This is a genomic window from Burkholderia sp. KJ006 (genome assembly GCF_000262695.1).
GTDB classification, from domain to species: domain Bacteria; phylum Pseudomonadota; class Gammaproteobacteria; order Burkholderiales; family Burkholderiaceae; genus Burkholderia; species Burkholderia vietnamiensis.
The window spans coordinates 1,043,766-1,056,877 of the sequence record NC_017922.1 but is presented as its reverse complement, the minus strand read 5'-3'; the positions used below and the strand labels follow the sequence as shown (position 1 = coordinate 1,056,877).

Below are 13,112 nucleotides of genomic sequence, written 5' to 3'. Positions count from 1 at the left end.
GGCCGTTGCCACGCGTCCGGAAATATCCCCCGATTACGTCCGCTTTTCTCATTCGTCGTCGAGTTTTTGGCGCACCACACTCGTTTCCGAATCGCGCAATGCCTGCGATGCCGCATTGCCGACGACACGTGTGTTGAGGTCATGAACGACAGCCAAGTGAGGACACCATGGAAGACACCGGGACAGCGCAGCATGCGCGCAGCGCAGTGACGGACGACGTGCGAGCGCACGCGAACGGGCACGCCGACACCGACACCGACGCGGGCCCGCCCGGCCGGCCCGGCGCCCCGGCGCTCGGCCTGTTCGCGCTGGTGATCTTCGGCCTCGCGTACATGCTGCCGATGACGGTGTTCACGACTTACGGAATCGTCACACGCGAGACCAACGGACATCTGACGATTGCGTATGCGGTCACGCTCGTCGCGATGCTGCTGACCGCGCGCAGCTACGGCCACATGGTGCGGCTGATGCCGAGCGCCGGTTCCGCCTACACGTTCGCGAGCCGCAACTTCGGCACGTCGGCGGGCTTCATGGTCGGCTGGGCGTTGCTGATGGATTACCTGTTCATTCCGATGATCAGCTACCTCGCGATCGGCATCTACATGAAGCAGCTGTTCCCCGCGGTGCCGGCCAGCGTGTGGATCGTCGCGAGCATCGTGCTGGTGACGGGGTTGAACATCGTCGGCATCCGGCTCGTCAACCGCGTGAACCTGATCCTGATCGCGAGCCAGCTCGTGTTCATCGCGGTGTTCGTCGCGGCCGCGGCGCATGTCGCGGCCGGCGCGGGGCTGGAGCCGGCGCTCGCGCTGCCGGCGTATGGCGATGCGCACGCGATCTTCGCCGGTTCCGCGATCCTGTGCCTGTCGTTCCTCGGCTTCGATGCGGTATCGACGCTGTCGGAGGAAACCCGCGAGCCGCGCCGCACGGTGCCGCGCGCGATCCTGCTGTGCACGCTCGCGAGCGGGCTGCTGTTCATGCTGATCGCGTATGCGGGGCAGGTCGTGTTTCCCGACTGGCATGCGTTCAAGGATCTCGATTCGGCCAGCTTCGAACTGATGCGGCGCATCGGCGGCGGCGCGTTGTCCGCGCTGTTCGTCGCGGTCTACGTGGCCGGCTGCTTCGCGAGCGCGATGGCCGGTCAGGCGAGCGTGACGCGCGTGCTGTTCGCGATGGGCCGCGACCGCGTGCTGCCCGAGCGCGTGTTCGGGCAACTGCATGCGCGGCTGCGCACGCCGGTGCGCGCGACGCTCGCGGTCGGCGCCGTGTCGCTGTCGGCGCTGTTCATCACGCTCGATCTCGCGTCGACGATGATCAGCTTCGGCGCGCTCGTCGCGTTCGCGGTCGTGAACCTGTGCGTGATGCGCAGCTACCTGGTGCGCCCGGAACACCGCCGCGTCGCCGGCTGGATCGGGTACGGCGTGCTGCCGGCGCTCGGCTTCGCGATGAACGTGTGGCTGTGGTCGGGCCTGTCGCGCCAGACCTTCTACGTCGGCCTCGGCTGGCTCGCGCTCGGGTTCTGCCAGCTGCTGTGGCTCACGCGCGGCTTCACGCGGCCGGCGCCGACGTTGTCGATGAACTGAACGGCCGCGCGGCTCGCCGCCGCCGGTTTCGCAACCCTGAAGGAGGAATGACCCATGAACGGTATCGACGTCGGTCTCGAAGCGGACCTGCAGGCGCTCGGCAAGCGCCATCTGCTGATGCACTTCACGCACGCCGATGCGTATCGCGACCAGGCGCTGACGGTATTCGACCGCGGCGAAGGCTGCTGGCTCGTCGACCGCAACGGCAAGCGCTACTTCGACGGGCTCGCCGGGCTGTATTGCGTGCAGCTCGGCTACAGCCACGGCGCCGAGATCGGCGACGCGATGCGCGAGCAGATGGGGCGGCTGCCGTTCGCCACCAACTGGGGTTACGGCCACGAACCGGCGATCCGGCTCGCGCACAAGCTGGCGACGCTCGCGCCGGACGGCCTGAACCGCGTGTTCTTCACGTCGAGCGGCTCCGAGTCGAACGAGTCGGCGATCAAACTGGTGCGCCAGTATCACCAGGCGCGCGGCGAGCCGCAGCGGCGCAAGTTCATCGCGCGGCGCGTCGCGTATCACGGCACGTCGTTCGGTGCGCTCGCATTGAACGGGATGACCAACTTCCGCAAGCATTTCGAGCCGCTGATGGCGGGCGTGCGGCACGTGAGCAACACGAAGCGCTACGGGCGGCCGGACGGCGAGACGGAAGCGCAGTTCACGCGCCATCTGCTCGACGAGATCGAATCGTTGATCGTGCAGGAGGGGCCGGACACCGTCGCCGCGATCGTCGTCGAGCCGCTGCAGAACGCGGGCGGCAGCCTGACGCCGCCGGCCGGCTATGCGCAAGGGCTGCGCGCGCTGTGCGACCGGCATGGCGTGCTGCTCGTCGCCGATGAAGTGATCTGCGGGTTCGGCCGTCTCGGCGAATGGTTCGGCTCGACGCGCTACGGGCTGCAGCCGGACCTGATCACGTTCGCGAAGGGGATCGCGTCGGGCTACGTGCCGCTCGGCGGGGTGATCGCGAGCGACGCGGTCGTCGATACGGTGCTCGCCGGCCCGCAGCAGATGTTCCTGCACGGTGCGACCTACGGCGGCCATCCGGTCGCGTGCACGGCCGCGCTCGCGAACCTCGCGATCATGGAGCGCGAACGCGTGCTCGAAAACGTCGGCGACAACCAGGCCGTATTCCGCCGCACGCTCGACGGGTTGCTCGAGCTGCCGTGCGTCGGCGACGTGCGCGGCGACGGCTACCACTATTCGCTCGAGCTCGTCACCGACAAGGCCGCGCGCCGCTGGGCCGCGGGCATCGGCGCGCAGGCGTTCGTGTCGACGCTGCTCGCGCCGGCGATCTTCGAAGCGGGCTTGCTGTGCCGCGCGGGCGTCGACCACGAAGGCACGCCGATCGTGCAGTTCTCGCCGCCGCTCGTGATGTCGCGCGATGAGATAGTCTGGTTCGTCGCGAAGATTCGCGACATCCTCGCCGACACCTATGCGCGCGCGATGCGCTGACGGCGGCGCCCGCTATTGCTGACCCAGGAGCATTCGATGCGAACCTCAGAACAGAGCTATATCGCCGGGCAGTGGCTCGACCCGGCCGACGCGCGCGCCATCGACGTGATCGATCCCGCGACCGCGCGACCGTATGCACGGCTCGCGATCGGCAGTGCGGCCGACGTCGACCGCGCGGTCGGCGCGGCGAAGCAGGCGTTCGACGCCTACTCGCGCTGGAGCGTCGACGCGCGCGTCGCGCTGCTGCAGCGCGTGCTCGACATCTATCAGCGGCGCTACGAGGAAGTCGCGCGCACGATCAGCCAGGAGATGGGCGCGCCGCTCGCGTTCGCGCGCGCGGCGCAGGCCGCGGTCGGGACCGCACACCTCGAGCAGACGATCCGTGCGCTGCGCGCGTTCCGGTTCAGCACGCAGGTCGATTCGCTGCTCGTGTCGCACGAGCCGATCGGCGTATGCGCGCTGATCACGCCGTGGAACTGGCCGATCAACCAGATCGTGTGCAAGGTCGCGCCGGCGCTCGCGGCCGGCTGCACGATGGTGCTCAAGCCGAGCGAGATCGCGCCGTTCAGCGCGATCCTGTTCGCCGAGATCCTCGATGAAGCCGGCGTGCCGCCCGGCGTATTCAACCTCGTGCACGGCTACGGACACGAGGTCGGCGATGCGCTGTCGCGGCATCCGGACGTCGACATGGTGTCGTTCACCGGCTCGACGCGTGCGGGCGTCGAGGTCGCGAAGGCCGCGGCCGATACCGTGAAGCGCGTGCACCAGGAACTCGGCAGCAAGAGTCCGAACCTGATCCTGCCCGATGCGGACATCGACGCCGCCGTGACGCTCGGCGCGCGCAGCTGCTTCAGCAACAGCGGGCAATCGTGCAACGCGCCGACGCGGATGTTCGTGCACGTCGATCAGCTGGCCGCGGCCGAGGCGGCGGCGCGCCGGGAGGCCGCGCGCACCGTCGTGGGCGATCCGCGCTCGCCTGAGACGGAGATCGGGCCGGTCGTCAGCCGCACGCAGTTCGACCGGATCCAGCAGCTGATCCAGCGCGGCATCGACGAAGGCGCGACGCTCGTCGCCGGCGGGCTCGGGCGGCCCGACGGGCTCGGCGACGGCTTCTACGTGAAGCCGACGGTGTTCTCGAACGTGACGCCGGACATGACGATCGCACGCGAGGAGATCTTCGGGCCGGTGCTGTCGATCCTGACCTACCGGACCGAAGACGAAGCGGTCGCGCTCGCGAACGATTCGGTCTACGGGCTCGCGGCGTACGTGCAGACGAAGGACCTCGAGCGCGCGCGCCGCATCGCCGCGCGGCTGCGCGTGGGCAACGTGCACATCAACTATCCGGCGTGGAACCCGGCCGCGCCGTTCGGCGGTTACAAGCGTTCGGGCAACGGGCGCGAGTATGCGGAGTTCGGCCTCGTCGAATACCTGGAAACGAAGGGCACGACGGGGTACGCGTGAGGGGTGGCGGTCAGTCGTCGTCGGAACCGGCCGCGTCCGCACTCGCAACGGGCGACGCGGCCCGCCGACGGATTTCGGAATCGAGGATCAGACGCCCACGCAGCTTGCCTTTCATCCGCTTCACGTGCTTCGGCGCGTCGGTCATGTGCTCGACCATCAGCGCACGCACGCGCTCGACGTCGCGCTCGCGCGCGGCCTGCAGGATCGCCTTGTGGATCGACACGTTCGCCTCGCCGAAGCGCTTGTGCTCGGTGAGCGGTGTGTCGTTCCGGAACTCGATCAACTGCCGGATCATCTCGTTGATCAGCTCGCAACTGAAGCGCAGGAACGGGTTCGGGTTCGCAGCCGCGAGGATGTCGTGGAACGTCGTGTCCTCCTGCCGCTGGCGCAGCATGTGGCCGCGATCGTGCACGCCCGACGCGCCGTCGCAGCACGCGATGTTCGCTTCGAGCGCCGTGAAGTCGCGCTCCGTCAGGTGCGGCACGGCGCCGGCCGCGAGCTCGGGTTCGAGCAGCTTGCGCACCGTATAAATGTCGTCGATCGTCACGTCCTTGAAGAACAGGTAGTTCTGCAGCAACTGCAGCGTGCGGTCGAGCGGCACCTCGACGACCATCCCGCCGCCCGACGGCCCCGTCGTGACCTTGATCAGCCCCTGCACCTCCAGCGACTTCAGCGCCTCGCGGATCGTGCTCTTGCTCACCGCATAGAGCTGCTGGAGCTCGGCTTCGCGCGGCAGGCGGTCGCCCGGCTTCAGATCCTTCTCCGTGATCAGCCGCTTGATCTCCTCGGCGACGAGATCGGCCCGTTTCGGCTGCTTGATTGCGACCGCGACGCCCGCCCTGGCTCGGCCCATGACCATCTTGAAGACTCCTTTGTCTGACTGCGCGCCGCGTCATCGTCGACGATCCGTTCCGGCGCGAGGTACGGAATTTTGCCTGATTGACACCAATTTTGATCAACTCTAGCATCCGGTTCATTCTATTTATCATGATAAATAGAATGAACCGGCGGCGGGCATCCTGCAGCGCGCAGGCACGGTTTGGCAGTCGGTCGCATCGCGTGTGTCCCCTTCACCAAGGAGCGTCAACTTGAATCGCCGAGAACTGTTGAAACTGGCCGCGCTGTCGGCCGTGCCGGGGGCGCTCGGCAGCATGGCGTCCCGCGCCGCGTTCGCACAGGGTTCGTCCATCCAGCTCGCCTGCCCGGTGCCGATGTCCGGGCCGTTCGCCGCGAACGGCAAGTACGCCGATCTCGGCATGCAGCTCGTCGTCAGGCAATACGGCAAGGTGCTCGGCGCACCGCTCGCATACACGGCGCTCGACACCGAGGGCAAGCCGGCGACGGCCGTGCGGCGCGTGCAGGAGATCGCGCAGCAGAAGGGCGTGCGCTTCTTCGCGGGCGGCATTCTGTCATCCGAATCGCTGGCGATGGGCAAGGAAGTGCAGAAGGCGGGCGGCGTGTTCATCACGACGGCCGGCGCCGACGAGATCACCGGCAAGGACTGCAACGACGCGACGTTTCGCTGGTCGGTGCCGACCTTCGGCGCGATCGAGCAGACGGTGCGCCCGCTGATCGGCATGCTGCCGAAAGCGAAGCGCTGGTACACGATCACGCCGCAATACGTGTTCGGCGACGGGCTGCTGTCGGCCGCGAAGGCGATCTTCAAGGAAAAGGGCATCGAGCATGTGGGCAACAGCTATCACTCGCTCGCCGAGAAGGAATTCAGCGGCTATCTGACCAATGCAGCCGCCGCGCAGCCCGACGTGCTGCTGATCCTGAACTTCGGCTCGCAGTCATCGGACACGCTGCGTCAGGCCGTGAGCTTCGGGATGAAGCGCAACTGCACGATCCTGCTCGCATGGGCGTCGGGGCTCGAGCAGTTCGAGGCGCTCGGCCCCGACATCTGCGACGGCGTGTATTTCGGCGCGCAGTACTGGCACGGCATTGATTCGCCGCTGAACCGCGATCTCGTGAAGCGCGCGAACGCCGCGTTCAAGGCCAATCCGAACTACAGCCTCGCGGGCTCGTACATCTGCTCGAAGATCCTGCTCGACGCGATGGTGAAGGCCGGCACCGCGGAGCCGAAGAAGGTCATCGCCGCGATGGAGGGGATGAAGTACGACGGGCTCACGGGTCCGGAGGAAATCCGCAAGGGCGACCACCAGGTATTGAAGAACTACTACCTGCTGAAGGGCAAGCCGAAAAGCCGGATGAAGAACGCGGACGACTACGCGGACGTGGTCAGCTCCGGGCAGTCGTTCCTGCCCGTCGACAAGACCGGCTGCAAGCTCGCGTGACGCGCCGGCCGCGTTCGCGGCGGCTGCGCGCCGACCACCGTTCCTCCTCCTTACCGATACGGAAGCCATGAACGTCTATCTGCTGCAGATCGTCAACGGCATCGGCGTGGGCATGCTGTACTTCCTGCTCGCGGTCGGCCTGTCGATCGTGTTCGGCCTGCTGCGCTTCGTGAATTTCGCGCACGGTGCGTTTTATCTGCTCGGCGCGTACCTGTGTTATCAGGCGCTGCAATGGTCGGCGAATTTCTGGGCCGCGCTCGCGGTCGTGCCGCTCGTCGTCGGCGCGTTCGCATGGATCGTCGAAAAGCTCGTGCTGCGTCACGTGTATGCACAGCAACACGAATTCCACATCCTCGCGACGGTCGGCCTGGCGCTCGTGCTGCAGGAGTGCGCGATCCTCGCGTGGGGCCCGCTTGGCGACAACGTACCGCCGCCCGACGCGCTCAGCGGCGTCGTGATCTGGGGCGGCTTCGTCTATCCGAAATACCGGCTGTTCGTGATCGGCTTCACGGCAGTGCTGGCCGCGCTGCTGTGGTGGGTTCTCGACGGCACGCGGCTCGGCAGCACGGTGCGCGCGGGCAGCGAGTCGTCGGAAATGGTGTCGCTGCTCGGCATCAACGTGACGCGCGTGTTCAGCCTCGTGTTCGCGCTCGGCGCGGCGACGGCCGCACTCGCGGGCGTCCTGGCCGCGCCGATCCGCGGCGTCGATCCGTTCATGGGGATCGAGGCGCTCGGCGTCGCGTTCGTCGTGGTCGTTGTCGGCGGGATGGGAAATTTTCTCGGCGCGCTGGTGGGCGGGCTGCTCGTCGGCATCGTACAGAGCCTGATGAGCACGCTGTGGCCCGAAGGCGCGCGCCTGATGATCTATGTCGCGATGGCGGCCGTGCTGCTGCTGCGTCCGAACGGTTTGCTCGGGAGGGCTGCATGATCGAATCGTCGAAATCGCTGCCGTCGGATGCGGCGTCGCCGCGTGTGCCGCCGTGGCGCGCTGCGCTGCAGCGGCCGGAAGGCTGGCTCGCGGTGGCGGTGGCCGGCGCGCTGCCGCTCGCGCTCGACTCGGGCTCGCTCGCGACCGAGGTGCTGGTGTTCGCGCTCGCCGCGCTCGGCTGCAATCTGTTGCTGGGCTACACGGGGCTGCTGTCGTTCGGCCAGGGCATCTTCTTCGGGCTCGGCAGCTACGCGGCGGGCGTGGTGCTGACGCACGGCGTCGAGTCGGTGACTGCGGCGCTGGTTGCGGCCGCCGCGCTCGGCGCCGCCGCGGCCGCATTGGTCGGCTGGTTCTCGATCCGGCAGCGCGGCACCTACTTCGTGATGCTGACGCTCGCGTTCGGGCAGCTGTTCTACTTCGTCGCCTATACGACGCCCGATGTGACGGGCGGCGACAACGGGCTGCTCGACATTCCGCGCCCCGCGTTGTCGGTATTCGGCCATCCGCTCGTGCCGCTCGATTCGCCGTGGCGCTATTACGGTTTCGTCGCCGTCGTGTTCGTCGCGGTGTTCTGGCTGCTGTTGCGCGTGTCGCGCTCGGTGTTCGGCCGCACGCTGCTCGCGATCCGCGACAACGAGGCGCGCGCGGCGGCGGCCGGCTATGACGTGCGGCGCTTCAAACTCGCGGCGTTCGTGATCTCGGGCGCGGTCACCGGCCTCGCCGGCGCGCTGCATGCATTGATGACGGGCATCGCGCCGCTGTCGAACATCGACTATCACACGAGCGAGATGATCCTCGTGATGACGGTGATCGGCGGCACCGGCAACCTGTTCGCGTCGGTGCTCGGGTCGGCCGCTTACGTGCTGTTCGCCGACTGGCTGTCGACGCTATGGCCGCGCTGGCTGCTGTTGCTCGGGCTCGTGCTGATCGCCGTGAGCCTGTTCATGCAGCGCGGCTTGTGGGGAGTCGGCGAACGCGTCGCGGCATCGCTGCGGCGCGCCCGGCGTACCGAGGCCGCGGCCGGGGAGCAGCGATGAGCGAAGCGATTCTGGAAGCGCGCGGCGTCGTCAAGCGCTACGGCAAGTTCACGGCGCTGGGCGGCGTCGATCTGCGGATCATGCCGCGCACCATTCATTCGGTGATCGGCCCGAACGGCGCAGGCAAGACCACGCTGTTCCATACGCTGACCGGCACCGTGCCGATCACCGCCGGCTCGATCCTGTTCGACGGTCACGACGTGTCGCGCGAGCCCGATCACAAGCGTGTGCGGCGCGGTATCGCGCGTTCGTTCCAGGTGACGAGCCTGTTTGCGAACCTCAGCGTGCGCGAGAACCTTCGCGTCGCCGCGCAAGGCGTCGAGTCGCGGCGCGCGTTGAATCCGTGGGCGCCGCCCCTTGGCGCGCGGGCACATCAGGGTGTCGTCGACGACGTGCTCGATCGGCTCGGCCTGCAGCGGTTCGCCGACACGGCGGCCGGCGTGCTGTCGCACGGCCAGCAGCGCCGGCTCGAAGTCGGGATGGCGCTCGCGGCGCGGCCGCGCGCGATCTTCCTCGACGAGCCGACGTCCGGCATGGGTATCGACGACCTCGACGACATGAAAACGCTGATCCGCCGCCTGCGCGACGATTACACGGTCGTGCTGATCGAACACAACATGGGAATCGTGATGGACATCTCGGACACGATCACGGTGATGCAGCAGGGGCGCGTGCTGGTCGAAGGCACGTCCGAGGCGATTCGCGGGGACGCGCGCGTGCGCAGCGCGTATCTCGGCAACATGATCACCGGAGGCCGCGCATGATCCTTGACGTGAAGGCGGTGCACGCGTGCTACGGCAAGAGCCACGTACTGCAGGGCGTTTCGCTCAACGTGCGGGACGGCGAAACGGTGACGCTGCTCGGGCGTAACGGCGCGGGCAAATCGACCACGCTCAAGACGATCGCGGGGGTCGTCGCGCCGAGCGGCGGCACGGTGACGTTCGCGGGCCGGGTGATGTCCGGTCAGCCCGCGCACCGGATTGCCGCACGCGGCCTGTGTTTCGTGCCGGAGCATCGAGGGATTTTCCGGCTGCTGTCGGTCGAGGAAAACCTGCGGCTCGGCGCACGTCGCGATTCGCCGTGGCAGCTCGACGACATCTATCGCATCTTCCCGCGGCTGAAGGAGCGCCGCCGCAACGGCGGTGCGCAGCTGTCGGGCGGCGAGCAGCAAATGCTTGCGATCGGCCGCGCGCTGATGAATCACCCGCGGCTGCTGATGCTCGACGAACCGGTCGAAGGGCTCGCGCCGGTAATCGTCGAGGAGATCGTCGCGCAGCTCAAGCTGATCAAGGCGGCCGGCGTGTCGATCCTGCTCGTCGAACAGAACCTCGAAGTGTGCACGCAGCTTGCCGACCGTCACTTCGTGATCGAACAGGGCGTGATCGTCTACGAAGGCAGCAACGCGGCGTTCACCGCCGATCACGACGTGAAGGATCGTTACTTGGGCGTCGGCGTCGCATAAGCGCCGTGCCCGTTCATTGCGAGGAATTCCACCGATGCAAGTTCAGGATTCGACACCGGGCGTTGCGGCGCTCGGGCTGCGCGTCGACGGCGCGCGGCTATGGGACAGCCTGATGCGGCTCGCGCAAATCGGCGCGACCGCCAACGGCGGCGTTTGCCGCCTCGCGCTCACCGAGCGCGATCGAGACGCGCGCAACCTATTCGTCGGATGGGCGAAGGAGATCGGCTGCACGGTGCGCATCGATGCGATCGGCAACATCTTTGCGCGCCGCGCGGGTGCGTGCGACGACCTGCCGCCCGTGATGACGGGCAGCCATATCGACACGCAGCCGACCGGCGGCAAGTTCGACGGCAACTACGGCGTGCTCGCGGGCCTCGAAGTGCTGCGCACGCTCGACGACGCGGGCGTGCGCACGCGCGCGCCGCTCGAGGTCGCGGTGTGGACCAACGAGGAAGGCTCGCGCTTCGTGCCGGTGATGATGGGGTCCGGCGTGTTCGCGCGTGCGTTCACGCTCGAGCATGCACTCGCGCAACGCGATCGCGACGGCATCGCCGTGCGCGATGCGCTCGCAGCGATCGGCTATGCGGGTGACGTGCGCGATGCACATGCGGTTGGCGCGTACTTCGAAGCGCATATCGAACAGGGGCCGGTGCTCGAGGCGCATGCGACGACGATCGGCGTGGTGGAGGGCGCGCTCGGGCAGCGCTGGTACGACGTCACCGTGCACGGGATGGAGGCGCACGCCGGCCCGACGCCGATGGCGTTGCGGCGCGACGCGCTGCTGGTGGCGGCCGATCTCGTGCGCGCGGTGAACGGCATCGCGCTCGCCCACCCGCCGCACGGGCGCGGCACGGTCGGCTGGATCGACGTGCATCCGAATTCGCGCAACGTGATTCCGGGCCGCGTGACGCTGACGGTCGATCTGCGCGCGGCCGACGATGCGACGCTCGCGGCGATGGATGCGGCTCTGCGCGCCGCGTGTGACGATCTCGCGGCGACGGCCGGCATGCCGATCGACGTCGAGCAGGTCGTGTATTTCGCGCCTCAGCCGTTCGACGCGGCGCTCGTCGAACAGGTGCGCGCGGGCGCGAATGCGCTGGGCCTGTCGTCGATGAACGTGATCAGCGGGGCCGGCCACGATGCCGTGTATCTCGCGCGTGTCGCGGCCGCCGCGATGATCTTCGTGCCGTGCAAGGACGGGATCAGCCACAACGAAATCGAGGACGCGGCGCCAGCCGATCTCGAGGCCGGCTGCAACGTGCTGCTCCATGCGATGCTCGCCGCAGCCGGCCTCGCGGAGGGCTGCACGCGATGAAGATCCTGATCGCCCGGATGAACCACGAGACGAATACGTTCTCGCCGGTGCCGACGCCGCTCGCCGCGTTCGGCCGCAACGGCCCCGACTGGGGCGACGACGCGTATCGCACGAACCGCGGGATGCGCACGGCGATGGCCGCATTCATCGACGCGGCCGAGCGCGCCGGCGCGCAGATCGTCACGCCGGTGTCGGCGGCGGCGAACCCGAGCGGGCCGGTCGCGGCCGACGCTTATGCGGCGATCTGCGACGCGATCGTCGCCGCGGCGCCCGGTTGCGACGCGGTGATGCTCGATCTGCACGGCGCGATGGTCGCCGAGCAGAGCGCGGACGGCGAAGGCGACCTGCTCGCGCGCGTGCGCGCCTTGCTGCCCGCCGCGCCGATCGCGGTCGCGCTCGACCTGCATGCGAACGTCACGCAGAAGATGATCGACCACGCGGACGTGATCGTCAGTTTCAAGACCTATCCGCACGTCGACATGTACGAAACCGGCGAGCACGCGGCGCGTTTGCTGCTCGATCGACTGCATGGCCGTGCGCGGCCGGTGCTCGCGTGGCGGCAGCCGCCGCTGCTGACGTCGACGCTGCGCAGCGCGAGCGCCGAAGGCGCGATGCGGCGCGCGCTCGAAGCCGCGCGCGCGGCCGAGGCGGACGGGATGCTCGCGGTGTCGGTGCTGGCGGGCTTCTCGCTCGCGGACATTCCCGCGCCGTGCGTGAGCGTCGTCGTGGTCGGCGACGGCGATCGCGCGGCGGCCGACGCGGTGGCCGAACGCATTGCGCGGCAGATCTGGGACGCGCGCGACGCGTTCGTGTATCGCAGCGCGCCGCTCGCCGAATCGGTCGCGCAGGCCGCGGCGCTCGCGCGCGGTGCGGACCGGCCGGTGCTGATGCTCGATCACGGCGACAACTGCATGTCGGGCGGCCCGTGCGACACGATGGACCTGCTGGAGGCCGCGCTCGCGCAAGGGCTCGACGGGATCGTCAGCGGGCCGCTGTGCGACCCCGACGCGGTCGCCGCGCTGATCGATGCGGGCGTCGGCGCGACCGTCACGGTGCCGATCGGCAACCGGATGCCGTCGCATGGTGGCGCGCGGCGCACGCCGTTTCGCGCGACCGGCGTCGTGCGCGCGATCACCGACGGCGAATACGTGATCACCGGGCCGACCTATACGGGCCAGCGCGCCTACATGGGCCGCGCCGCCGTGCTCGATATCGGCGTCGCGACGCTGGTGGTGACCGAGCGCACGCACGAGCCGTGGGATCTCGGCGTGTTCGAGAGCGTCGGCATCGATCCGCGCCGGGCACGCTTTCTGCTGCTGAAGTCGCGCATGTATTGCCGGCCGGTGTTCGTGCCGATCGCGGCCGCGCTCGTCGAATGCGACAGCCGCGGCCTGACCGGGTCGGACTACGCGCTGTTCCGCTACGAGCGCCTCGCGCGGCCCGTGTATCCGCTCGATGGCGTCGACCGGTGGGACGGCGCGGGGCCGCGCAGCGCGTGAGAACCGGCGCGCACGGCGGCGCGCGCCTTCATGCATCATGCGATTGCACCGGCCCGTCGAGCAGCTGGGTCGCGCGCATTC

The 13,112-nt window shown here is 68.5% G+C and carries 11 protein-coding genes; 10 read left to right on the top strand and 1 reads right to left on the bottom strand.

The features are described from left to right. Window positions 1-167: 167 nt before the first annotated feature. Genes MYA_RS28510 through MYA_RS28500 form a run of 3 tightly spaced genes read left to right on the top strand, consistent with a single transcriptional unit; the run spans window position 168 to window position 4,493 of the window. The gene (locus MYA_RS28510; protein WP_034194421.1) at window positions 168-1,580 is read left to right on the top strand and encodes an APC family permease; all 1,413 of its coding nucleotides are present in this window, start codon (window positions 168-170) and stop codon (window positions 1,578-1,580) included. A 54-nt stretch (window positions 1,581-1,634) separates the two neighbouring features. Further along, window positions 1,635-3,032, top strand: coding sequence for an aspartate aminotransferase family protein (locus MYA_RS28505; RefSeq protein WP_034194422.1), 1,398 nt, complete (start codon window positions 1,635-1,637; stop codon window positions 3,030-3,032). Between the two features lie 36 nt (window positions 3,033-3,068). Continuing rightward, a complete protein-coding gene (locus tag MYA_RS28500) occupies window positions 3,069-4,493 on the top strand; it encodes an aldehyde dehydrogenase family protein (RefSeq protein ID WP_014726268.1) in 1,425 nt (474 codons plus the stop codon). 10 nt (window positions 4,494-4,503) lie between these two features. On the opposite strand, the gene MYA_RS28495 is transcribed toward MYA_RS28500, so the two are convergent. After that, window positions 4,504-5,352, bottom strand: a complete 849-nt coding sequence (locus MYA_RS28495; RefSeq protein ID WP_011880639.1) for a FadR/GntR family transcriptional regulator — start codon at window positions 5,350-5,352, stop codon at window positions 4,504-4,506. A gap of 229 nt (window positions 5,353-5,581) precedes the next feature. Here MYA_RS28495 and MYA_RS28490 point away from each other — a divergent pair, with 229 nt between their 5' ends. The 7 genes from MYA_RS28490 to MYA_RS28460 all read left to right on the top strand — a co-directional run bounded on the left by MYA_RS28490 (window position 5,582) and on the right by MYA_RS28460 (window position 13,031). After that, complete coding sequence (locus tag MYA_RS28490) at window positions 5,582-6,790, top strand: ABC transporter substrate-binding protein (RefSeq protein ID WP_014726267.1); 1,209 nt, start codon at window positions 5,582-5,584, stop codon at window positions 6,788-6,790. Window positions 6,791-6,857: 67 nt separating this feature from the next. After that, the gene (locus MYA_RS28485) at window positions 6,858-7,718 is read left to right on the top strand and encodes a branched-chain amino acid ABC transporter permease (protein ID WP_014726266.1); all 861 of its coding nucleotides are present in this window, start codon (window positions 6,858-6,860) and stop codon (window positions 7,716-7,718) included. After that, window positions 7,715-8,755 carry a branched-chain amino acid ABC transporter permease gene (locus tag MYA_RS28480; protein ID WP_041494417.1) on the top strand — a complete coding sequence of 347 codons (1,041 nt, stop codon included), beginning with the start codon at window positions 7,715-7,717 and terminating at the stop codon, window positions 8,753-8,755. Before MYA_RS28485 ends, MYA_RS28480 begins: the two co-directional genes overlap by 4 nt. Then, window positions 8,752-9,519 carry an ABC transporter ATP-binding protein gene (locus tag MYA_RS28475; protein WP_041494416.1) on the top strand — a complete coding sequence of 256 codons (768 nt, stop codon included), beginning with the start codon at window positions 8,752-8,754 and terminating at the stop codon, window positions 9,517-9,519. Before MYA_RS28480 ends, MYA_RS28475 begins: the two co-directional genes overlap by 4 nt. After that, entirely contained in the window at window positions 9,516-10,217 is a 702-nt protein-coding gene (locus tag MYA_RS28470) for an ABC transporter ATP-binding protein (protein ID WP_034194424.1), read from the top strand. The genes MYA_RS28475 and MYA_RS28470 overlap by 4 nt, the downstream gene beginning before the upstream one ends. A gap of 34 nt (window positions 10,218-10,251) precedes the next feature. After that, window positions 10,252-11,532, top strand: coding sequence for a Zn-dependent hydrolase (locus MYA_RS28465; RefSeq protein ID WP_014726265.1), 1,281 nt, complete (start codon window positions 10,252-10,254; stop codon window positions 11,530-11,532). After that, a complete protein-coding gene (locus tag MYA_RS28460; protein ID WP_014726264.1) occupies window positions 11,529-13,031 on the top strand; it encodes a M81 family metallopeptidase in 1,503 nt (500 codons plus the stop codon). The genes MYA_RS28465 and MYA_RS28460 overlap by 4 nt, the downstream gene beginning before the upstream one ends. The last annotated feature ends 81 nt before the right edge of the window (window positions 13,032-13,112 follow it).